Genomic DNA, 23617 nt, shown 5'->3' with positions numbered 1-23617 from the left:
CGCCTTACGGGGGAGGCGGGGTGGGGCCGTAGGGGGTGTGGTGGCCGTACGGAGGTTGCTGCGGGGGCGGGGCGCCGTAGCCGTACCCGGTTCCGTAGCCCTGCCCCTGCCCGTAGCCGTAGCCCTGCCCCTGCCCGTATCCCTGGCTCTGCCCGTAGCCGTACCCGTACCCATATCCGTACGGCGTCTGCATCGGCATCGGCGGCCGGGGGTACGGGCGCGGGCGCGGGGCCGTGCCGGTCATGTGGGCCGCGTGGGTGAGGGCCGGGGCGGCGATGTCGCGGCGCTGCCAGAGGTGGTGCAGCAGCTCCCGTTCCCGGGCGGCGAAATCCGGGCCCACCGCGTCGTGGCGGGCGCGGCGGCGCAGGCCGGCCAGGGTCGTCGCGAACGACTCGTACTCGGCGACCGCGCGGGCCGCCGCCCGGCCCCGGGAGCGGTCCTGCTTGCCGTGCCAGTGGCGGGCCAGGTCGCGGGCCACGCCCCGGGTCCGCATCGAGGAGAGCGCCAGGGGCTCGGCCGGGGTCAGCCAGCCGGCCGTGGCGTACGCGGGGAGTTCGGCGGCGAGCGTCCGCAGCTCCCGCCTCCGCCACCAGACCGCCAGCCAGGTCACCAGCGCGAAGACCGGGACCATCACCACCCCGTACACCGCGTAGAAGCCGTACGGGCCGAAGGCCGACGAGCCGTTCCACAGGGCGTGCAGGCCCATCGCGGAGACCAGGCCGAGCACCGGCAGGGCGATCCGGCGGACCCGGTGGTGGCGGGCGCTGATGGCCGCGAAGCCGAAGCCGAGGCCGGTGAGCACCGTGAACAGCGGGTGCGCGAACGGCGACATCACGATCCGTACGAAGAACGTCCCGGCCGTCACCGAGGCGATCCCCGAGCTGCCCAGCTGTTGGTCCTCGTCGAACGCGTTGCCCAGGTAGAGGATGTTCTCGGTGAAGGCGAAGCCCGTCGCGGTGAAGCCCGCGACCACGATGCCGTCGACCACGCCCCGGAACTCCCGCCTCCGGAAGATGAAGATGAGCAGGACGGAGACGGCCTTGGCGCTCTCTTCCACGATCGGGGCGATCACTGTCGCCCCCAGTGTGTCCGCGCTCGTCGGGTCGGCCGTCGCCGTGGCTATCCAGCGCATCGCGAACGAGTTGGCGATGATCGCGACGAGCGCGGCCGCGCACGCGCCCCAGGCGAAGGAGAAGATCAGGTTCCGCCAGGGGCCCGGTTCGACGCGGTCCAGCCAGCGGAAGGCGGCCATCAGGAGCGGCACCGGCAGCACCGCCAGGCCGAGGCCGACGAGGAACCCCTCCGGGCCCGTCTGCTCGCGGACCAGGGCCAGGATCACCAGCCCGCACAGCGCGAGCGCCACGATCACCGCCCCGGCGCGGAACACCTTGCTGCGCCACACCATGCCGACGCGGCGCGGCCGGTACGTCCACCGGCCGCGCTCCGGCACGGCGCCCAGCACCTCCTCGGGCCGCTGCTCGTGGAGGACCGGGACCGCCGGCTGCCGCTGCTGGTACTGCACGGAACCGTCGGACACCCCTCGACCCTAACGAGGACCACCGACACCCGGCGACGGTGCATCCGGCCAGGACACCTCACCGTTCGGCCAGGGCGCGGGCCGGTTCCCGCAGTTCCTCGGAAGCGGTTCCTCGGGGGTGGTTCCTCGGACGCGGTTTCTCAGACGTGGTTTCTCGGACGTGGTTTCTCGGACGTGGTTTCTCAGATACGGGCGAACAGCAGGTCGTGCACCACGTGGCCCTTGTCCAGGCCCTGGCCCTCGAACCGGGTCAGCGGCCGGAACGCCGGACGCGGCGCGTATCCGCCGTCCGCCGCCGTGTTCTCGAAGCGGGGGTGCGCGGTCAGCACCTCCAGCATCTGCTCCGCGTACGGCTCCCAGTCGGTCGCGCAGTGCACGATCGCGCCGGGCTTGAGCACCGGGGCCACCAGGTCCAGGAACTCGGGCTGGATCAGCCGCCGCTTGTGGTGGCGGGCCTTGGGCCACGGGTCCGGGAAGTAGACCCGCAGGCCGTCCAGCGACTCGGGGGCCAGCATCTCGCGGAGCAGGATCACCGCGTCGCCGTTGGCCACCCGTACGTTGGTGGAGCCCGCCTTGTCCGCGAGGCCCAGCAGGTTGCCCTGGCCGGGGGTGTGGACGTCGACGGCGAGGATGCCGGTGCCCGGGTCGTCGGCGGCCATCTGGGCCGTGGCCTCGCCCATGCCGAACCCGATCTCCAGGACGACGGGCAGGCCGTCGAAGAGCTGGTCCAGGTCCAGGACGCGCTTGCCGTCGATGTCCAGGCCCCACTTGGGCCACAGCCGCTCCAAGGCGTCCTGCTGGCCGGTGGTGACCCGGCTGCGGCGCGGCTGGAAGCTGCGGATGCGGCGCTCGTGGTGCGAGCCGGCCGGGTCGGCGGCGGGGCCGCCGGGGAAGCGGGGCTCCTGGCGCAGCCGGCGCGCCCGCTCGAAGGAGGCGGCCCGCAGCGCGGCGGCTTCGTCGGCCGGCACATCGGAGGCCGTGGAGCCGGTCGAGGCCGCGGCGTCGGCGACCGTGGAGCCGGAGGCCGTGGAGCCGGTCCCGGCCGTCATGTCGGCCGCCGTGGGGCCGCAGGCCGTGGCGCCGGTAGAGGCCGTCACGTCGGCCGCCGTGGAGCCGGTCGCCGATGCGTGGACCGTCGTGGTGTCGGCGTCGGCGGACAGCACGGCTTCGTCGGCCGTCCCGGATTCCGGGACCGGCGCGGTGGTGGGGTTCAAGGGCTGCTCAGACACAATGACCCGATTCTACGGCGGGCGGCCTCCACCCCGTCTCCTGAGCCCGGCGCAGCGCCCGCCGCGCCACCTCCCGCCCGATCGGCAGGCACGCCGTCGCGGCGGGGGAGGGAGCGTTGAGCACATGCACGGTGTGCGGGGCCTCGCGGATCAGGAAGTCGTCGACCAGCGTGCCGTCCTTCAGCACCGCCTGGGCCCGGACCCCGGCCGGTGACGGGCGCAGGTCCTCCTCCCGTACGGCGGGGAGCAGTCGGCGTACGGCCTGGGTGAAGGCGGACTTCGAGAGCGAGCGGTGCACCTCGCCCGCCCCGTACCGCCAGTGTCTGCGGGCGATGTGCCAGGTGCCCGGCCAGCTCAGCGTGGACAGCAGTTCGGCGGGGCGCACCACCGGCCAGCCGTACCCCTCGCGGGCCAGGGCGGGGACCGCGTTCGGCCCGACGTGGACCGAGCCGTCGAAGCCCCGGGTCAGGTGGACGCCGAGGAAGGGGAAGGCCGGGTCCGGCACCGGGTAGACCAGGCCGCGCACCAGCTCGGGGCGGGCCAGCTCGTAGTACTCACCCCGGAACGGCACGATCCGCACCTCCGGGTCGTCGCCCGCGAGCCGGGCCACCCGGTCGCAGTGCAGCCCCGCGCAGTTGACCAGGGTCCGGGCGCGGACCACCAGCCCGTCCGCCGTGCGCACCGCCACGCCCCAGGCGCGCCGGTCTATCGCGGTGACCTCCGCCCCGTACCGCACGATGCCGCCCGCTGCCGTGACCTCGCTCGCGAAGCGGGTGGCGACGGCGGTGAAGTCGCAGACGCCGGTCGTGCCGACCCGGATCGCCGCGAGGCCCCGGACCTCGGGCTCGTACTCCGCGATCTGCGCCGGGCCCAGCTCCCGCACGGGCAGTCCGTGCTCGCGGCCGCGCTGGACCAGGCTGTGCAGCCGGGGCAGCTCGGAGCGCTCGGTGGCGACGATCAGCTTGCCGGTGGTGGCGTGGGCGATCCCGTGCTCGGCGCAGAAGTCGGCCAGCTCGGCGGAGCCGCGCAGCGCGTACCGCGCCTTGAGCGAACCGGGGCGGTAGTAGATCCCGCTGTGGATCACTCCGCTGTTGCGGCCGGTCTGGTGGCGGGCGGGGCCGTGCTCCTTCTCCAGGACCGTCACCCGGGTGCCCGGAGCGGCCCTCTGGAGGGCGTACGCGGTCGACAGACCGACGATCCCGCCGCCGATCACCAGCACATCGCAGTCGTACGCCGCGTGCGTCATCATCACGCCACCTCCCACCCCGATAGTGCACTGACCCACTGACAACGGGCTCAAACCCGATCCGGGCAGGGCGTGGCACACAATCGGGCGTCCGCACCGGACGCCCCGCTCAGACCTGGATCACGACACCGGCTCAGACCTGGGTCACCAGCAGCGGCCTGGCCCGCTCCCGCAGCTCGGCGACGCGTGGCTCGTCGCCGTACGGTTCGAGCCGGTGGAGCAGGTCGCGTACGTACTCGGTGGTGCGCGCGGAGGAGATCCGGCCGGCCACCTCGACCGCCCGGGTGCCCGCCGCGCAGGCCGCGTCCAGGTTCCCCGACTCCAGCTCGGCGACGGCCGAGACGACGAGCCGCAGTCCGTGGCTCCGGACGAACTCGTCGGTCGGCCGGGAGAGCGCCTGCTCGGTGAAGCGCCGCACCTGGCGGGGAGCCTTGAGATCGCGGTAGCACTCGGCGGCATCGGCGGCGAACCGGTCGTAGCTGTAGAAGCCGAGCCAGGACGGGTCGGCGTCGCCCGCCCGGGACCGCTCCAGCCAGCTCTCGGCGCCTTTGAGCGCGGCCCCCGCGGCCGGTGCGTCGCCCGCCTTCGCATGGGCGCGGGCCTCCACCAGCCGGAAGAAGCTCATGGTGCGGGCGGTCGCCAGACCCCGGTTGCGCTCCACGGCGGCCTGCGCGAGGTCGACGCCCTCGTCGGCGAAGCCCCGGTAGGTCGCCTGGAGGGACATCGAGGCGAGGACATAGCCGCCCAGGGGTACGTCGGCGGCGGCGCGGGCCAGGCGCAGGGCCTGGATGTAGTAGCGCTGGGCGGCCTCCTGCTGGCCGGTGTCGAACGCCATCCAGCCCGCGAGCCGGGTCAGCTCGGCCGACGCGCCGAACAGGGCCCGGCCCACCTCGTCGGTGTACGAGCCGAGGAGCAGGGGTGCCGCGTCGACGCGTAAGCACTCCGGGACCATGGAGGAACGCCAGTCGCCGCCACCGTACTTGGAGTCCCAGCGCCGGGCGTCCTGGGCCGCCTCGCGCAGCTTCATGACGTCGCTGTGGCCCACCCGCAGGGGGGATGCGTCCGCGACGGACTCCGGGCCGGGCTGCACGGGCACGGACCCGCTCGGCGCGCCCGGGTGTGTGTGCGGATTGTGTGCGCCGCGGCCGTCCGGGGCGCCCTGCGGTCCACGGGGGCCGGGCGCGCCGGTGCCGTCCCGGCCGCCGCCGCGGGCGCCGAGGATCGCCGCCTGTGCCGCCGTCGGGTCGCGGGCGACCGACGGATCGGCGGGGGTTATCAGCCAGCGGGACGCGGGGGTCGCGTAGGCGCTCACCGCGAACGAACCGGCCAGCGACTGCCAGATCCCGCCGCCGCCCCTGCGCCCGGCCAGATCCAGCCGGTACAGCTCGGTCGCCGACCTCACCGCCTCACCCACGTCCCGGGGGAAGGCGAGGCCGACCTCCGGCGCGGGGTCCGCGTCGGCGAGACCGATCTCGTGCAGCGGGACCGGCCGGCCGAGCTTGGCCCCGATCGCCGCCGCGATCAGATGGGGCGCCGCACCCTGCGGCACCATCCCCTTGGCGACCCACCGGGCCACCGAGGTCTTGTCGTAGCGAAGTGTCAGACCGCGCTGTGCTCCGAGGTCGTTGACCCGCCGGGCGAGCCCGGCGTTACTGATTCCCGCGAGGGCGAGAACCGTGCCGAGCTTCTCGTTCGGCCCGCGTTGCTCCCTGGACATGCGCCACCCCTCGACACACAGACAGCCGCCGCGTCACCGAGGACGGCGCGCGGCATTCGTACCGATGCTCCCCAGGTTCGAACCCCCGTACTCCGCCTGCACACGCATGTGGCCGAGCCCCGAGGAATATGCCCCCCTGCTGAGAACACCAGTAAACACAGCGTAGTTCTCCCCATCCCTACCGTTAAGGGGCAGACGTCCGTATGGCGGGATTGTTGTCCGTGCGGGCGGCCGGGCCCGCGCTCCGGGGGTGCGCGTGGCGGGATGGGGCGTGCCCCTGGTGTGTGGCCGTGCGCCCGGCCGTGCGCTCTGGCCCGGCCCGTACGGGAGGGGCTTGGCTGGGTACCGCGTGGGTCGGCTCACTGCACTGGACTCAGTGGGCTGGGGGATACCGCCGCTCCATTCCCCGCGGGCGGCGGACCGGTCCGGGAGGTGAGGCCCACCTCCCGGACTGTGCGTGGAAGGGTCCGCCGCGGGGGCGCGGACGGGTGTGCGCGGGCGGCGGAGCCTGACGAGAATGGCTGAATAACGACTGTCCGGTGACGGTCTGGCCAACGGTCCGACTATGGCCGGATTTCGACCGCTCTCTCAGGGCGGTGGCTCCCTCTCCGCTTCTCTGTCCGATACGCCCTCGCGCGAGGCCGGGCCGCCTGCGGTGCCCCCTTAACTCCCGGAATCGGCACTTCCGTTGCCGGTGATGCGGTGAAGACGGCGGTGAGTCGAGGGTCCGGCCTTTGCCAGGGGCGCATGCTCATCCGGCGTGCGCCGCCCGTACCCCCTCTCCTGCGGCGCTGTCGTGGCAGCATGTCCCGCAGCGGCGATGCGACTCGGTACGGTGCGCCGCTTGTCCACAGCCTGTGGAGGCGGCGATGCGTTGGTTGGTGGGATGGAGCAGTATCGCCGCGAGCTTCGGCACCGTCGGGGCGGTCGGCAACGGCGGTGAGGGGCGCACGGTCCATCCCGTGGGCTCCCAACTCCTGTGGGGCGACCCGGATCCGCTCTGGGCGGTCGGCGACTGGCGCCCCGACGAGATCCGCGTCATCGGCGTCGCCACCCCCGAAGGCGCCCCCACCGCGCGCCTCGCCGTACTCGGCTGCTGCGGGGCCACCGACGAACAGCTGCGGGTCGGGCTGCTCGCCGCGCGCGGCGGGGCGATGCGCCACCTCACGGCCTGGCCGGGCAGCTACACCGCCGTCGTCCAGATCGGCCGCCGCATCACGGTCGCGGGCGACCTCGCCGGCGCCCGGCCCGTCTTCCACACCCCATGGGCCAACGGCACCGCCTACGCCACCGCCGCCCTCCCGCTGGCCGACCTCATCGAGGCCCAGCTGGACATCGGCCACCTCGCCGCCCTGCTCGCCTGCCCGGAGACGCCGGAGGCGCTCGGCGACGGCACCCCGTACGCCGGGGTGAAGCGGGTCCCGCCGGGCCACGCGCTGATCCTGCGGGAGGGCTCGCGGGAGATCACGGGGTACGAGGCCGTCGCCTCCCTCGCCGTCGCCGCGCCCCAGGTCGACCCGGTGCACGCGGTGGAGGGCGTACGGGACGCGCTCGTCGAAGCCGTACGGGCCCGGCTCACGGCCCCCCGCCATGCCCCCGAGACCCTGCCCCAGGACCCGGGGCCCGTCCCCGGCATGGGCCCCGCCGACCGCCGCGCGGCCCGGGGCGCCCCGGTGGCCGGAATCGGTGCCGACCTCTCCGGTGGCAGCGCCTCCGCCACCCTCGCCCTGCTCGCCGCCGGGCTGCCCGGACTGCCCGGCACCCTCCTCGGCCACGGCACCGGGGCGGGGGAGCGGCTGCTCGCGGTCACCTTCAACGACCTCACCACCCGCGGCCACGAGGACGAGCTGGAGCGCGCCCGCGCCATCGCCGCCAACCCGCGCCTGCACCACGTGGTCGTCGCGGCGGGCGAAGAGGCCCTGCCCTACGCGGCGTTGGAGACCGGCCCGCTCACCGACGAACCGGGCCCCTCCCTCGTCGTCGCCGAACGCCACCGCCGCCGCCTCTCCGCCGGCAGCGCCGACCACCTGGTGGGGCACGGCGCCCGGCAGGTCCTGGACGCCCACCCGGCCCGCCTCGCCGACCTCCTGATGGACCGGCGCAGACGCCACCTCCTGCGCCCGGTCGCCGCCCTCACCAAGGCCGAAGGCCCCTCGGCGCACTCCCTGTTCGTCCCGCTGACGCTCTACCGGGCCGCCCGCCGCCTGGCCCGCACGTCGTACCGCACCGGCCTGGAGACCGCCGCCGGACTCCTCCCCGACGCCAACCGGTACGCCCCCGACCTCGCCACCCCCGCCGACGCCTCGCTCGCCGCCCTCGCCTGGTCGCGCCCGGGTCCGGCGGCCCGCTGGCTGACGGGCGAGGCGCTGGCGGAAGTATCGGTTCGCCTCCAGGAGGCGGCGATCCGGCCCACCTCGGTCCAGCGCCCCGGCGAGGCCCGGGCCCGCGCCGCCCTCGCCCGCAGCGCCGCCGACCACCGCATCCTGGAGCAGGCGGCCGAGATCCGCAGCCAGCGCCTCCACGCCCCCTTCCTCGACAACCAGGTCGTACGGGCCGCCCGCGCGCTCCCCGAATCGCTCCGCGTCCAGCCGGGCGCCCGGGCCGCGATCCTGCGCCGGGTGCTCGGCGGGGCGGGCATCCACGACCTGCCGCCCGGCTGGGGCACGCCCTCCCAGGCCACCTCCACCGCCGTCACCCGCACCGGCCTGCGCACCGCGCTGCCCGAGCTGATGGCCCTGTTCGACGCCCCGCTCCTGGCCGACGCGGGCCTGGTCGAGGCCCGCACCGTACGCAAGGCCCTGCGCGCCGCCTCCGAGGGCGAGCCGCTCCCGCTGGACGGCCTGGCGGAGCTGGCCTCGACCGAGCTGTGGCTGCGCCGCCTGCTGGCCCGCCGGGGCACCTGCTGGACGGGCACGGCGGCCCCCCGCCAGCGCGCGGTGGCGGGCGGCGTGGTCCCGTCCCGGCGCACGCTCCAGCCGTGAGCGCCGCCCCGGAGGACCGCCTTCCGCGAGCGCTCAGGCGCAGCTGATCCGGGAATCCGCCCAGTCGGCCAGCGCCACCCCGCCGAGCGGTCCCTCGGGCTCCACCACGAGCCGGATCGAGGACTGCCCGGCGATCCCGACGCTGACCGGGACGGCGGGGGACCCGCCCTTCACCACGGGGGAGCGCCACAGCCGCGCCCCGTCCCCGTTGTAGACGGAGAAGCGGACCGCGCCCAGCCCCATCGTCAGGTCGTCCACGCCGACCATCGCCTCGTAGCGGGTGCACGGGCGGTTCAGCTGGATGGTGACCGAGGACCGGGCGTGCACGGTGACCCCGTGCGCGTACCGCGTCTCGGCGATCGACACGTTGGACCGCTGCCAGATCCAGCTGCTCCGCCCCGTCACCACCTCCGGCTCGGAGTGGTCGCCGAGCAGGGAGTACGAGAGCTCGCTGACCTGGTAGACGGTCGGGGCGGGCGGCGGCGGGGGCGGCGGCTTCGGGCTCGGCGTGGGCTGCGGGGACGGCGGCGGGCTCGGCGCGGGCTCCGGCGGCTCGGGGGAGGGCGTCGGCTCGGCGCTCGGCGGCGGGGTCGGCTCGGGCTCGGGCGCTGGGGACGCCGGCACCGGCTCCGGCTCGGGGGCCGGATCGTCCGGCGCGGGCGGTACGGGGGCGGGCGCGGCCGGAGCCTCCGGCTCGGGCTCAGGAGCGGGCGGCTCCGGCGACGGAACCACGGGCGCCACCGCCGGAGGCTTCGCGACCGGCTTGGCCTCCGGCTTCGGCTGGTCGTCCCCGACGAGCGCCCACACCAGACCGGCGGCGGCCGCCACGGCGACGGCGGCCGCGATCCCGGCCTTGGCGGGCGCGCCGAGCCCTTCGGAGGCGGCGCCCCCCGCGGCTCCGGAGGAGGAACCTCCCGCGGCACCTCCGGCAGCGGCACCGGTGGTGCCCGACCCGGTGGCCGCGGCGGCGGCTCCCGCCCCGGCGGCGCCGACGGCACCGCCCGCCACGACACCCGCGGCCTTGAGCGAGTACCCGGCGGCGAACCAGCCGATGACCGCGATCGGCAGCAGCGCCGGAATCCCGGCGTTCACATGCTCCAACTCGCCTGCTGCCACACGGCACTTCGCGCACTCGTCCAGGTGCTTGCGCAGCCCGCGCTCGGCCCGCATCCGCAGCCCGCCCCGGGCGTAGGCGCCGAGCCGGTCGGCGTACTGCGCGCAGTCGCCCCCAGTCGTGAGCGCCTGGCTCACATGGGCCTGGAGGTAGGCCTGCTTGAGCCCCTCACGGGCCCGACTGGCCAGTACGGCGGTGGCGTTGGCGGTCAGGCCGAAGAGCGGGGCGATCTCGCTGGGCGACTCCTCCTCGACCGTGGTGTGCCAGAGCACCGCCTGCCAGCGCTCGGGCAGGCTCCGGAACGCCTCCATCGCCATCGACTGCTCGGCCTCGTGCATCGCCAGCACATCGGCGCCGAGGTCGAGGGTGTCGTCGTCGGAGAGCTCCGAGGTACGCGCGGCCTGCGCGGCGAACACCGCGAAGTCGTCGACCAGCTGCTCCCGCTTGGCGCTCTTCGTCCAGGCGGCGGCGACATGGCGGACGGCGGTCATCAGATAGGCCCGGACAGCCTCCTGCGGACCCTTGCCGCCCCGTACGGCCTGGAGGGTGCGCGCGAACACCTCGGCGGTCAGGTCGTCGGCGGTGTGCCCGTCCCGGCAGCACGTACGGGCGTACCGCCGGACCGCGCCCGAGTGGCGCCGGAACAGCTCCTCGTAGGCGAGGTTGTCCCCCTCGCGCATGCCCTCGATCAGTTGCGCGTCGGAGAGCCCGGTGCCGGGGGACCCGGCGCGGCCCTCACGCTGCGAGGGCACGGCGTACGCCCCGACGCCACCGGAGGCGCTGTCCCCGGAGTTGTCCACGAGGCCGTCCCCGGCGTCGGCGACGGACGGCCACGGCCCGGGCAGGACGGTGCCGCCCTCGGCGCCACCGTCCGAACCATCCGGACGCTCCGACCCACCTGAGCTGCCCGAACCGTCCGACGGTCCGCGCCCCGCCTGGGCCGGCACGTGCCCGGAGGACATCCCGTCGGCCTTCGTGCCCCCGCCCGCCGCAGCGATCTCGCCGAGCGGCTCTTCCTGCTGCTCGTTACCGCTCATCGCGGAAGCCCCCGTATACACCCTCGGACCCGAATACCGGCCAAGACTGCCACATGGCTCAATCGCGTTGGCACCTCACTCCTGCCAACCACTCATCCGGGGCGTTTTCTCGAATGAGAGTGCTAAAGACCCCTCTTTCGGGGAATGAATCCCTGCTGTTTCGCCCGGCGGAACCCGTTCACCTGTTCCCCGACGCCAGCCCGACCCGTTCGGCCGCTCAGACAGGCAACGAGCGGCCGAACGGACTTCGTACAGCGGCATCAGACAGCCGGCCGGGACCGCAGCCCCTCCAGCAGGATGTCCAGCAGCCGGGCCGAGGCCGCCGCCTGCTGCACGGCGTCCGGCAGGGACGGGGCGGCCGTCGCGATGACCAGCAGCACATCGGCCACCGTCACATCGCCGCGCAGCTCGCCCGACTCCCTCGCCCGGTCCACCAGCCGGCCCACGACCTCCAGCAGCTCCGCCGCGCCCGAATCCTCACCGAGCTCGTCCAGCCCGTTCCCGTCGGGGGCCGCGTCCTCGCTGCCGGTGCGCTGGCCGATGACGCGGAAGTCCGCCTGGCCGGCCACTCCCTGCCGCTGCTGCGGAACGCGGGTCTCGTCCGCCGCGTCGCCGGCCACCGGCGCGCCCGTCTCCTCCGGGTCGACCCCGACGCGCAGCACCTGGGGCGGCAGCAGCCTGCCCGCGCCCGACGCCACCGAGGTCCGCAGGAAGCGGGAGAGCGCCGACCAGGGCTCCTCCTCCTGCCCCAGAGCCGTACGCGCCTGCTCGGTCAGCCGGGCGGTCTCCTCCTCGGCTATCCGCCGCACCAGCACGTCCTTGCTGGGGAACCGCCGGTACACGGTGCCCACTCCGACCCGGGCGCGGCGTGCCACGTCCTCCATCGGAGCCCCGTACCCCAGCTCCCCGAACACCTCACGCGCGGCCCGCAGCACATGCTCCAGATTGCGCTGGGCGTCGACGCGCAGCGGAGCCGAACGCGGAGCGGCCGCAGGTGAGATGGGTGCCGTCCCGCTCGCCGTGGGACCGGCCGGAGCCGCCCCCGCCGCGGCCGCGCCGATCGCGGCAGCGCTCACCGCGGCGGCGGAACGCACCGCGTCGGCCGAGCTCATGACACCGAGAGCGCCCACGGAACCCAGACGTCCATGGTCCTTGGACACGTGCGTGCGCGCGGACTGCCCATGCGAATCCTGAATCTGCATAACTTCCCCCGGTTTATGACGTCTCCCCCCGGAGACTTCCCCGCCATGTCTGTCGGGGAGCGAGCACAACGAAATCCGCACCGACTCCCGACGGGTAACGAACATAGTTGAGCCCGCGTCAATTCAGAAGGGGGTAGTTCCGCATGGCGAGCCCCCCGATCGGAGCAGGATCGCCCCGACCCCCCGCCGGCCTCCGCCCTCCCGCCCCTCGCACAGCGCCTGACCTGCACGCCTTCCGTACGGTCCGCACGCCCGCCGAGGGCCGCCCCGCCGCACCCTCCGGTCACACAATTTGCCGGGCCTGTGGACAAACCACCGACTCCGTTGCGTCATGGGGTGGTGATGGCTCCAGATTCCCGGGGGACGACCCCCGGCACCCGGCCAGGTGTGCGCATTCTCGTCGTCGGCGGCGGCTACGTCGGGATGTACACAGCGCTGCGTCTCCAACGGAAGTTGAAGCAGAGACTCAAGAGCGGGGACGCCGAGATCGTGGTCGTCACGCCCGAGCCGTACATGACGTACCAGCCCTTCCTCCCCGAGGCGGCCGCCGGATCGATCTCGCCCCGCCACGTGGTCGTACCGCTGCGCCGCGTCCTGGACCACTGCACGATCGTCATCGGCGAGGCCGGACGCATCGACCACGCCAAGCGCACGGCGACCGTCACCACCCTGGCCACGGCGGAGGACGGCACCGGCGCCCTGGAGATCGCGTACGACGAGATCGTCATCGCCCCGGGATCCGTCTCGCGCACCCTCCCCGTGCCCGGCCTCGCCGACTTCGGCATCGGGTTCAAGACCGTCGAGGAAGCCATCGGGCTGCGCAACCACGTCATCGAACAGATGGACATCGCCTCGGCCACCCGCGACCCCGCGATCCGCGACGCCGCCCTCACCTTCGTCTTCGTCGGCGGCGGCTACGCGGGCGTGGAAGCGCTCGCCGAGCTGGAGGACATGGCCCGCTACACCGCGCGGTACTACCACAACATCAAGCCCACGGACCTGAGATGGATCCTGGTCGAGGCCTCCGACCGCATCCTCCCCGAGGTCGGTGAGGCCATGGGCCGCTACGCCATCGGGGAGCTGCGCGGCCGAGGCGTCGACGTACGCCTCGAAACCCGACTCGACACCTGCGAGGACCGCGTCGCCGTCCTGAGCGACGGCTCCCGCTTCCCCACCCGCACGCTCGTATGGACCGCCGGCGTCAGACCGGCACCGCTCCTGGCCGCCACCGACCTGCCCTTCACCGAACGCGGCCGGCTCCGCTGTACCGCCACCCTCGCCGTCGAGGGAATGCCGCACGCCTGGGCCGCGGGCGACGCCGCCGCCGTCCCCGACCTCACCGCCGCCGAGCCGGGCAGGGAGACCGCCCCCAACGCCCAGCACGCCGTCCGCCAGGCGAAGGTCCTCGCCGACAACGTCCTCGCGACGCTGGAGGGGCGCGGGCCGAAGGAGTACCGCCACTCCTACGCGGGATCGGTCGCCTCCCTGGGCCTGCACAAAGGCGTCGCCCACGTCTACGGTCGCAAGCTCAAGGGATACCCCGCCTGGCTGATGCACCGCACGTACCACCTCAGCCGGGTGCCCACGTTCAACCGGAAGGCGCGCGTCCTTGCCGAATGGACCCTGGCCGGACTCTTCAAGCGGGAGATCGTCTCCCTCGGCTCGCTCGAACACCCCCGGGCCGAGTTCGAACTCGCGGCCGGTGGCGGCCCGGCGGCCCCGCAACGCCCCGGCACCCTGCCCCGCCCCGACGCCGACGGGAGCCCGGAGGACCCGCCGGGCGGAGTGCCGCCCCGCCCCTCCCGCTGACCAGGGCCGCTCCCCGGCGTACGCCGTTCGGACGCCGCCAGGACAGCGCCCGGACGGCAACTGTCAGTACGGTCGGTCACACTGGGCGTGTGACCATAGGTGGGCTCACACCTGCACAGAGTGACCCGGCCGGCAGTGACCAACAGTGACCAGCAGCGACGCACCGAACCGACACACGAGGCCAGAAATTCCGTGAACTTCACGCGTTGGAGCGCCCGCCTTCCCGGAACGCAGCGTCGAGCCGCCGCGCGGGACGACCGCAGTCCCGTCCCCGCAGCCCGGGCCGAGTACGCCCAGGCGCAGACCGAGGCCCCCCTGCCGGACGGCACACTTCCGGAACCCTCCGACACCACCCCCGCCCCGGCCGCACCCGGACCCGCCCCGGACGACCTCTCGGCCCGAGAGATCCTCGGCCGGCTCCCCGCCGCCGTCGCCCTGCTGCACGGCCCGGACCACCGCGTCGCCTACGTCAACGAGGCGTACGAGACCACGTTCGGCCCCCGCACCTGCGGCACGCCCGCCGCCGAGGCCCTGCCCGAGCTCGCCGAGCTGAGTGTGCTGCCCCTGCTGGACCAGGTCCTGCGCAGCGGCACCGCCCGTACGGTCAAGTCCCGCCGAACGGCCGGGGGCGGTTCGTACACGGTGACCTGCACCCCGGTCGCCGCCTGGGGCAGCACGGAGGAGAAGGGCGACGGCAGGAGGGAGGGCGGTGTCCTCGTCTACGCGGCCGACGTCACCGACCACGCCGAGGCCGCCGAGCGCCTGCGCACCAGCGAGCGCCGCCACCGCGAGACGGCCGTCACCCTCCAGCGCTCCCTGCTCCCGCAGGAGCTGGAGCAGCCCGACGACCTCCGGATCGCCGCCACCTACCAGCCCGGCGGCACCGACGCGGCCGTCGGCGGCGACTGGTACGACGTCATCACCCTCGGCGCCGGCCGCACCGCCCTGGTCATCGGCGACGTGATGGGCCGGGGCGTCCGCGCCGCCGCCGTGATGGGCCAGCTCCGCACCGCCGTCCGCGCCTACGCCCGCCTCGACCTCCCGCCGCACGAGGTGATCCAGCTGCTGGACGGCCTCGCCTCCGAGATCGACGCGACCCAGATCGCCACCTGCGTGTACGCCGTCCACGACCCGAACGAGGGACAGCTCGTCTACGCCTCCGCGGGCCACCTCCCGATCCTGGTCAGCGACGAGGACGGCACGGTCCACCGCGCCGCCGACCCCACGGGCCCGCCGCTCGGCACCGGCGGCTGGGTCCACACCTCGGGCACGATCGCGCTGCCGCCCGGCTCCACCGCGGTCCTCTACACCGACGGCCTGGTCGAGCGCCGCAGCGAGGACATCGACGAGGGCGTCGCCTCCCTGGCCCGCGCCCTCTCCGGCGCCAAGGGGACCCCGCAGGTGGTCTGCGACCGGCTGATCCGCTCGCTGGGGGTGACCGCCGAGCACGACGACGACGTGGCGGTCCTGGTGGTCCAGCACCCCGCCCGTACGGGGACCGACGCGGAGCTGTTCCACAACGCCGCCCTCGACCTGCTCGGCGGCATCGAGGCCACCCCGCGCGCCCGCGCCTTCGCCACCGGGGTCCTGACCTCCTGGCGCTTCCCGGCCGAGCTCCGCGACCTCGGCGTCCTCGCCGCCAGCGAGCTGGTCGCCAACTCGCTCCAGCACGGCACACCCCCGATGCGCCTGGGCCTGCGCCGCACGGACCGGCGGCTGATCATCGAGGTGACCGACGGCGACGACCACCTGCCGCGCCGCCGCCAGGCCGAACCGGCGGACGAGGCGGGACGCGGCATCGAGATCATCGCGTCGATCGCCACCTCATGGGGCAGCCGCCGCACCCCGGGCGGCGGCAAGGCGGTCTGGTGCGAGTTCGCCCTGCCCCGCTGAAGCCCCGCCGAGGCCTCGCCGCCCGGCTCAGCGACCGGCAGTGGCGGCCGCGGCCGCCGGCGCGGTGACCGACACGGCCCGGTCGGCCGCCTCCGCACCGCTCTCCCCACCCTCGGGCAGCGACACCGCCACCACCCGCGAGGGCGCGGGAGCCAGCGAAGGCTGATCCTGTACGGGGGTGAGCCGGCGCCCCAGCCGCAGCGCGAGCACCGTGATGCCCAGCGAGAACAGCACGAACGTCACGATGTACGGACCGTGCAGCGAGGCCCCCATCGGCCCGCCGACAGCGGGACCGACCGCGAGCGCGAGCTGCTTGCACAGGGCGAACGCCGAGTTGTACTGCCCGACCATCGACTCCGGCGCCAGATCGGCGACCAGCGGCGCCACGGTCGGCGACAGCATCGCCTCGCCCAGCCCGAACAGCGCGTACGTCGAGATGAACGCGGCCGTCGCCATGGCCTGGCTGCCGTGCCCGAGCCCGGCGTACCCCGCGACGATCCAGGCGAACGCCCAGATGAGCCCCACCGCAGCGATGACCCGGCTGCGCCGCCGCCGCTCCACGAGCCGCAGGACGACGAACTGGGCGATGACGATGACCGCGGTGTTGGCGGCCAGCGCGAAGCCGAGCGTGGAGGGCTGGATCCCGGCGGCCTCGGTGCCGTACGCGGCGAGACCGGACTCGAACTGCCCGTAGCAGGCGAAGAAGAGCACGAACCCGAGCACACACAGCTGGACCATGGCCCGGTGCGAGAGCAGTGCCCGCATCCCGCCCTTGGCGGAGCCGTCGGTCGGCCGGGCTCCGCCGATGGAAGCCGTACGCGGCATCTTCACGGTCACCGTCACGACACCCAGAACCACGAACATCCCGGCCTCGATCAGGAACAGCAGGGTGAAGCTCGCGGGCCTGCTCACGTCCACGAGCTGCCCGCCGACCAGCCCACCGAGCCCGAGCCCCAGGTTCTGGAGGAAGAACTGCATGGCGAAGGCGCGGGTACGGGTGGCGGTGCTGGAGCACCAGACGAGCATCGTGGCCAGGGCGGGCTGCATCACGGCGGTGCCCGCACCGAGGACCGCGGCCGACAGCACGGCGGCCGGCACGCTGCTCGCGTACCCCAGGGCAGCGGCACCCACGGCGGCGAGGCCGGCGGCCACCACCAGCACGGGCAGCGGCCCCCGCCGGTCGATGGCCCGCCCGGTGAACGGCAGAACGGCCAGCGCTGCCATCGCGAAGACAGCCAGGACGACTCCCGCCGTACCGGCGCCCAGATCCCGCACCTGCGCCACGTAGACGTACAGATACGGAACGGTGAACCCGAGCCCGAACGCGCTCAGCGCGCTGCCCAGCTGGATCCGCCGCAGCGCTGCGCCCATCTCCCTGGTCACACTCACCTACCTCAAGGTCTAGAAGTTCAGAAGTTCAAGAAGTTCCGGAGGCCCGAGACCCTCAGGGACACCCCAGGCGAACTCGGACTCGAAGACTTTAGCACTAAACTTAGAAGGTGAAAACTACAGCCTGAAGGACTTCAAGGGTGGTGGGGCGTGCCATACTGCCCGCCATGTCTGAGAGCACCGAGGAGCCCGGCCCCCACGAGCCGAGCCTCGACGAACAGATCGCCGCCTATCAGCGCGAGTTCCGCGACCTCGACCCCCAGGTCGAACAGGTCGTCTCCGCGCTGGGCCGCCTGAACCGCCGGATGAACGTCGCGTACGGGAGACAGGTCGCCGCCCTCGGCATCAGCAACGCCGAGTGGGAGGTCCTCAAGACCCTCGTCCTGTCGGGAGCCCCCTACCGCCTCGGCCCCGGCGAACTGGCGAAGCGCCTCGGCCTCACCCCGGCGGCCATGACCCACCGCGTGGACCGGATGGCCGCCGAGGGCCTGGTCACCCGGGACCGCGACGAGAACAACCGGGTCCGCGTCATCGTCGAGCTCACCGACGTGGGCCGTACGAAGTGGCTGGAGGCGATGCGCATGGCCACCGACTTCGAGGAGGACCTCCTCCAGGACCTCTCCGGCGACGAACGCGGAGTCCTCGGCGAGCTCCTGGTCCGCCTCCTGCGCCGCGTGGAACACGCCCAGCCGGACGCCGGCGGCCGCCTCACCGACCTGGACTGAAGGGGTACGGGACCGGGCCCGGCCCTGGTGCTCGGGCGGGGTTGACACGGCCCCGCCCGATCCGTAAGGTTCTTCGAGTTGTCACGGGGCCGGAACGGTTCCTCGACAACCGATCCCGCCGCACACGCGGCAACCAAACTTCAGCACGATCTCCCAGCCGGGAGAATTTCGGCATGCCGGAATTCATTTCGAACGGCCCGATTATGAGCCGCCGGGAGAATCCGCTAGAGTTTGAGCGTCGGAACGGCCCAACGGCCGGGAAGGCAAAGCCCGCTGACTGGGAGTCAGGCCCGAAAGGATCTGATAGAGTCGGACTCGCCGGAAAGGGAAAACGCGAAAGCGAAGGACCTGGAAAGCGAAACTGCTTGACCTGCTTCGACCGGGAATCGGACACGAAAGAGTCTGATAGAGTCGGAAACGCAAGACAGGAAAGAAAAACGAAGGGAAGCGCCCGGAGGGCCCCGGTGAAACGGGACCGAAGGAAGCGTCCGTTCCTTGAGAACTCAACAGCGTGCCAAAAGTCAACGCCAGATATGTTGATACCCCGGCCTGCACCTGGTGCAGGTTGGTGGTTCCTTTGAAAGTCCTGCACCGGGTCGCTTCGGCGGCACACGGGCAGGCGATTACACAGCGAGGACGCTGTGAACAACGGGTCTTATTCCGACCGGTTGTTCCGCTCTCGTGTGTGTGCACCCGATTACGGGTAAACATTCACGGAGAGTTTGATCCTGGCTCAGGACGAACGCTGGCGGCGTGCTTAACACATGCAAGTCGAACGATGAAGCCTTTCGGGGTGGATTAGTGGCGAACGGGTGAGTAACACGTGGGCAATCTGCCCTTCACTCTGGGACAAGCCCTGGAAACGGGGTCTAATACCGGATAACACTCTGTCCCGCATGGGACGGGGTTAAAAGCTCCGGCGGTGAAGGATGAGCCCGCGGCCTATCAGCTTGTTGGTGGGGTAATGGCCTACCAAGGCGACGACGGGTAGCCGGCCTGAGAGGGCGACCGGCCACACTGGGACTGAGACACGGCCCAGACTCCTACGGGAGGCAGCAGTGGGGAATATTGCACAATGGGCGAAAGCCTGATGCAGCGACGCCGCGTGAGGGATGACGGCCTTCGGGTTGTAAACCTCTTTCAGCAGGGAAGAAGCGAAAGTGACGGTACCTGCAGAAGAAGCGCCGGCTAACTACGTGCCAGCAGCCGCGGTAATACGTAGGGCGCAAGCGTTGTCCGGAATTATTGGGCGTAAAGAGCTCGTAGGCGGCTTGTCACGTCGGATGTGAAAGCCCGGGGCTTAACCCCGGGTCTGCATTCGATACGGGCTAGCTAGAGTGTGGTAGGGGAGATCGGAATTCCTGGTGTAGCGGTGAAATGCGCAGATATCAGGAGGAACACCGGTGGCGAAGGCGGATCTCTGGGCCATTACTGACGCTGAGGAGCGAAAGCGTGGGGAGCGAACAGGATTAGATACCCTGGTAGTCCACGCCGTAAACGTTGGGAACTAGGTGTTGGCGACATTCCACGTCGTCGGTGCCGCAGCTAACGCATTAAGTTCCCCGCCTGGGGAGTACGGCCGCAAGGCTAAAACTCAAAGGAATTGACGGGGGCCCGCACAAGCAGCGGAGCATGTGGCTTAATTCGACGCAACGCGAAGAACCTTACCAAGGCTTGACATATACCGGAAAGCATCAGAGATGGTGCCCCCCTTGTGGTCGGTATACAGGTGGTGCATGGCTGTCGTCAGCTCGTGTCGTGAGATGTTGGGTTAAGTCCCGCAACGAGCGCAACCCTTGTTCTGTGTTGCCAGCATGCCCTTCGGGGTGATGGGGACTCACAGGAGACTGCCGGGGTCAACTCGGAGGAAGGTGGGGACGACGTCAAGTCATCATGCCCCTTATGTCTTGGGCTGCACACGTGCTACAATGGCCGGTACAATGAGCTGCGATGCCGCGAGGCGGAGCGAATCTCAAAAAGCCGGTCTCAGTTCGGATTGGGGTCTGCAACTCGACCCCATGAAGTCGGAGTTGCTAGTAATCGCAGATCAGCATTGCTGCGGTGAATACGTTCCCGGGCCTTGTACACACCGCCCGTCACGTCACGAAAGTCGGTAACACCCGAAGCCGGTGGCCCAACCCCTTGTGGGAGGGAGCTGTCGAAGGTGGGACTGGCGATTGGGACGAAGTCGTAACAAGGTAGCCGTACCGGAAGGTGCGGCTGGATCACCTCCTTTCTAAGGAGCACTTCTCACCAAGCCTCGGTTTGGTCAGAGGCCAGTACACCGGCGAGTGTTCGGTGCTGGTTGCTCATGGGTGGAACGTTGACTATTCGGCACGACAGGTTGGTTGTCACTAGTACTGCTTCGGCGTGGAACGTGGGGATGGATCGGTCGGGTCGGGCACGCTGTTGGGTATCTGAAGGTACGGCCGTAGAGGTCGCCTTCGATCCGGCCCCAGTGAACTCGTCCTCAGGGACGGGGTGGTGGGTGGCTGGTCGTTGTTTGAGAACTGCACAGTGGACGCGAGCATCTGTGGCCAAGTTTTTAAGGGCGCACGGTGGATGCCTTGGCACCAGGAACCGATGAAGGACGTGGGAGGCCACGATAGTCCCCGGGGAGCTGTCAACCAAGCTTTGATCCGGGGGTTTCCGAATGGGGAAACCCGGCAGTCGTCATGGGCTGTCACCCGCTGCTGAACACATAGGCAGTGTGGAGGGAACGAGGGGAAGTGAAACATCTCAGTACCCTCAGGAAGAGAAAACAACCGTGATTCCGGGAGTAGTGGCGAGCGAAACTGGATGAGGCCAAACCGTATGCGTGTGATACCCGGCAGGGGTTGCGCATACGGGGTTGTGGGAGTTCTCTTGATCAATCTGCCGATTGGTCGGCAAGTCAGAAACCGTTGATGTAGGCGAAGGACATGCGAAAGGTCCGGCGTAGAGGGTAAGACCCCCGTAGCTGAAACATCAACGGCTTGCTTGAGAACCACCCAAGTAGCACGGGGCCCGAGAAATCCCGTGTGAATCTGGCGGGACCACCCGCTAAGCCTAAATATTCCCTGGTGACCGATAGCGGATAGTACCGTGAGGGAATGGTGAAAAGTACCGCGGGAGCGGAGTGAAATAGTACCTGAAACCGTGTGCCTACAAGCCGTGGGAGCGTCGCTGTATGTGCTTGCACATGCAGTCGTGACTGCGTGCCTTTTGAAGAATGAGCCTGCGAGTTAGCGGTGTGTAGCGAGGTTAACCCGTGTGGGGAAGCCGTAGCGAAAGCGAGTCCGAATAGGGCGAACTAGTTGCACGCTCTAGACCCGAAGCGGAGTGATCTAGCCATGGGCAGGTTGAAGCGGAGGTAAGACTTCGTGGAGGACCGAACCCACCAGGGTTGAAAACCTGGGGGATGACCTGTGGTTAGGGGTGAAAGGCCAATCAAACTCCGTGATAGCTGGTTCTCCCCGAAATGCATTTAGGTGCAGCGTCGTGTGTTTCTTGCCGGAGGTAGAGCACTGGATAGGCGATGGGCCCTACCGGGTTACTGACCTTAGCCAAACTCCGAATGCCGGTAAGTGAGAGCGCGGCAGTGAGACTGTGGGGGATAAGCTCCATGGTCGAGAGGGAAACAGCCCAGAGCATCGACTAAGGCCCCTAAGCGTACGCTAAGTGGGAAAGGATGTGGAGTCGCAGAGACAACCAGGAGGTTGGCTTAGAAGCAGCCACCCTTGAAAGAGTGCGTAATAGCTCACTGGTCAAGTGATTCCGCGCCGACAATGTAGCGGGGCTCAAGCGTACCGCCGAAGTCGTGTCATTCCAGCATGTACCCCCAACGGGGGCTGGGATGGGTAGGGGAGCGTCGTGTGCCGGGTGAAGCAGCCGCGGAAGCGAGTTGTGGACGGTTCACGAGTGAGAATGCAGGCATGAGTAGCGATACACACGTGAGAAACGTGTGCGCCGATTGACTAAGGGTTCCTGGGTCAAGCTGATCTGCCCAGGGTAAGTCGGGACCTAAGGCGAGGCCGACAGGCGTAGTCGATGGACAACCGGTTGATATTCCGGTACCCGCTTTGAAACGCCCAGTACTGAATCAGGCGATGCTAAGTCCGTGAAGCCGGCCCGATCTCTTCGGAGTTGAGGGTAGTGGTGGAGCCGATGAACCAGACTTGTAGTAGGTAAGCGATGGGGTGACGCAGGAAGGTAGTCCAGCCCGGGCGGTGGTTGTCCCGGGGTAAGGGTGTAGCCCGTGTGGTAGGTAAATCCGTCACACATGCAGGGTGAGACCTGATGCCGAGCCGATTGTGGTGAAGTGGATGATCCTATGCTGTCGAGAAAAGCCTCTAGCGAGTTTCATGGCGGCCCGTACCCTAAACCGACTCAGGTGGTCAGGTAGAGAATACCGAGGCGTTCGGGTGAACTATGGTTAAGGAACTCGGCAAAATGCCCCCGTAACTTCGGGAGAAGGGGGGCCATCACTGGTGATAGCACTTGCTGCTTGAGCTGGGGGTGGCCGCAGAGACCAGCGAGAAGCGACTGTTTACTAAAAACACAGGTCCGTGCGAAGCCGTAAGGCGATGTATACGGACTGACGCCTGCCCGGTGCTGGAACGTTAAGGGGACCGGTTAGTGCACTTTCGGGTGTGCGAAGCTGAGAACTTAAGCGCCAGTAAACGGCGGTGGTAACTATAACCATCCTAAGGTAGCGAAATTCCTTGTCGGGTAAGTTCCGACCTGCACGAATGGCGTAACGACTTCTCGACTGTCTCAACCATAGGCCCGGTGAAATTGCACTACGAGTAAAGATGCTCGTTTCGCGCAGCAGGACGGAAAGACCCCGGGACCTTTACTATAGTTTGATATTGGTGTTCGGTTCGGCTTGTGTAGGATAGGTGGGAGACTGTGAAGCGGCCACGCCAGTGGTTGTGGAGTCGTCGTTGAAATACCACTCTGGTCGTGCTGGATGTCTAACCTGGGTCCGTGATCCGGATCAGGGACAGTGTCTGATGGGTAGTTTAACTGGGGCGGTTGCCTCCTAAAGAGTAACGGAGGCGCCCAAAGGTTCCCTCAGCCTGGTTGGCAATCAGGTGTTGAGTGTAAGTGCACAAGGGAGCTTGACTGTGAGACCGACGGGTCGAGCAGGGACGAAAGTCGGGACTAGTGATCCGGCAGTGGCTTGTGGAAGCGCTGTCGCTCAACGGATAAAAGGTACCCCGGGGATAACAGGCTGATCTTCCCCAAGAGTCCATATCGACGGGATGGTTTGGCACCTCGATGTCGGCTCGTCGCATCCTGGGGCTGGAGTCGGTCCCAAGGGTTGGGCTGTTCGCCCATTAAAGCGGTACGCGAGCTGGGTTTAGAACGTCGTGAGACAGTTCGGTCCCTATCCGCTGTGCGCGTAGGAATATTGAGAAGGGCTGTCCCTAGTACGAGAGGACCGGGACGGACGAACCTCTGGTGTGCCAGTTGTCCTGCCAAGGGCATGGCTGGTTGGCTACGTTCGGAAAGGATAACCGCTGAAAGCATCTAAGCGGGAAGCCTGCTTCGAGATGAGTATTCCCACCCTCTTGAGGGGTTAAGGCTCCCAGTAGACGACTGGGTTGATAGGCCAGATGTGGAAGCCCGGTAACGGGTGGAGCTGACTGGTACTAATAGGCCGAGGGCTTGTCCTCAGTTGCTCGCGTCCACTGTGTTAGTTCTGAAATAACGAACAGCTGTGATTACACCGGTTGTTCTAAATTTCATAGTGT

Annotated in this window: 11 protein-coding genes and 2 rRNA genes; 6 read left to right on the top strand and 7 right to left on the bottom strand. The window is 70.0% G+C overall.

Features of this window, described 5'->3' with window-relative positions:
- Nucleotides 1-4: 4 nt before the first annotated feature.
- The 4 genes from GTY67_RS15390 to GTY67_RS15375 form a co-directional block, all read right to left on the bottom strand.
- Nucleotides 5-1537 carry a PrsW family intramembrane metalloprotease gene (locus tag GTY67_RS15390; protein ID WP_161279067.1) on the bottom strand — a complete coding sequence of 511 codons (1533 nt, stop codon included), beginning with the start codon at nucleotides 1535-1537 and terminating at the stop codon, nucleotides 5-7.
- A gap of 182 nt (nucleotides 1538-1719) precedes the next feature.
- Nucleotides 1720-2586: a tRNA (guanosine(46)-N7)-methyltransferase TrmB gene (trmB, locus tag GTY67_RS15385; protein WP_161280109.1), complete on the bottom strand. Its 867-nt coding sequence runs from the start codon at nucleotides 2584-2586 to the stop codon at nucleotides 1720-1722.
- Between the two features lie 172 nt (nucleotides 2587-2758).
- On the bottom strand, nucleotides 2759-4015 hold the full coding sequence (gene lhgO / locus GTY67_RS15380; protein ID WP_093693540.1) for an L-2-hydroxyglutarate oxidase: 1257 nt from the start codon (nucleotides 4013-4015) through the stop codon (nucleotides 2759-2761).
- A gap of 130 nt (nucleotides 4016-4145) precedes the next feature.
- Nucleotides 4146-5729: a sporulation protein gene (locus tag GTY67_RS15375; protein WP_161279066.1), complete on the bottom strand. Its 1584-nt coding sequence runs from the start codon at nucleotides 5727-5729 to the stop codon at nucleotides 4146-4148.
- A gap of 869 nt (nucleotides 5730-6598) precedes the next feature.
- Between GTY67_RS15375 and GTY67_RS15370 the strand changes: the two genes are divergently transcribed.
- Complete coding sequence (locus GTY67_RS15370) at nucleotides 6599-8710, top strand: asparagine synthase-related protein (protein ID WP_107439787.1); 2112 nt, start codon at nucleotides 6599-6601, stop codon at nucleotides 8708-8710.
- A gap of 33 nt (nucleotides 8711-8743) precedes the next feature.
- Here the strand turns inward: GTY67_RS15370 and GTY67_RS15365 are convergent, their stop codons facing one another.
- Together GTY67_RS15365 and GTY67_RS15360 are read right to left on the bottom strand one after the other, a co-directional pair.
- Complete coding sequence (locus GTY67_RS15365; protein ID WP_161279065.1) at nucleotides 8744-10861, bottom strand: sigma-70 family RNA polymerase sigma factor; 2118 nt, start codon at nucleotides 10859-10861, stop codon at nucleotides 8744-8746.
- Between the two features lie 260 nt (nucleotides 10862-11121).
- On the bottom strand, nucleotides 11122-11973 hold the full coding sequence (locus GTY67_RS15360; protein WP_237502622.1) for a helix-turn-helix domain-containing protein: 852 nt from the start codon (nucleotides 11971-11973) through the stop codon (nucleotides 11122-11124).
- A 432-nt stretch (nucleotides 11974-12405) separates the two neighbouring features.
- Here GTY67_RS15360 and GTY67_RS15355 point away from each other — a divergent pair, with 432 nt between their 5' ends.
- Nucleotides 12406-13872 (top strand): NAD(P)/FAD-dependent oxidoreductase, encoded by a 1467-nt coding sequence (locus GTY67_RS15355; protein WP_202461452.1) that lies wholly within the window; start codon nucleotides 12406-12408, stop codon nucleotides 13870-13872.
- Nucleotides 13873-14064: 192 nt separating this feature from the next.
- Nucleotides 14065-15765: a SpoIIE family protein phosphatase gene (locus tag GTY67_RS15350; protein WP_093692634.1), complete on the top strand. Its 1701-nt coding sequence runs from the start codon at nucleotides 14065-14067 to the stop codon at nucleotides 15763-15765.
- 27 nt (nucleotides 15766-15792) lie between these two features.
- On the opposite strand, the gene GTY67_RS15345 is transcribed toward GTY67_RS15350, so the two are convergent.
- Complete coding sequence (locus tag GTY67_RS15345; protein ID WP_161280105.1) at nucleotides 15793-17136, bottom strand: MFS transporter; 1344 nt, start codon at nucleotides 17134-17136, stop codon at nucleotides 15793-15795.
- A gap of 185 nt (nucleotides 17137-17321) precedes the next feature.
- On the opposite strand from GTY67_RS15345, the gene GTY67_RS15340 reads away from it, so the two are divergent.
- The 3 genes from GTY67_RS15340 to GTY67_RS15330 all read left to right on the top strand — a co-directional run bounded on the left by GTY67_RS15340 (nucleotide 17322) and on the right by GTY67_RS15330 (nucleotide 23539).
- A complete protein-coding gene (locus tag GTY67_RS15340; RefSeq protein WP_093692632.1) occupies nucleotides 17322-17879 on the top strand; it encodes a MarR family transcriptional regulator in 558 nt (185 codons plus the stop codon).
- A gap of 710 nt (nucleotides 17880-18589) precedes the next feature.
- Nucleotides 18590-20115, top strand: a 16S ribosomal RNA gene (locus GTY67_RS15335).
- Nucleotides 20116-20414: 299 nt separating this feature from the next.
- Nucleotides 20415-23539 (top strand): 23S ribosomal RNA (locus GTY67_RS15330).
- The 16S and 23S rRNA genes sit together here, the layout of an rRNA operon.
- The last annotated feature ends 78 nt before the right edge of the window (nucleotides 23540-23617 follow it).

The sequence above is a fragment of the Streptomyces sp. SID8374 genome (assembly GCF_009865135.1).
Classification (GTDB): domain Bacteria; phylum Actinomycetota; class Actinomycetes; order Streptomycetales; family Streptomycetaceae; genus Streptomyces.
Note: the sequence above shows the minus strand (reverse complement) of the source record. Positions and strands in the feature narration are given on the sequence as shown.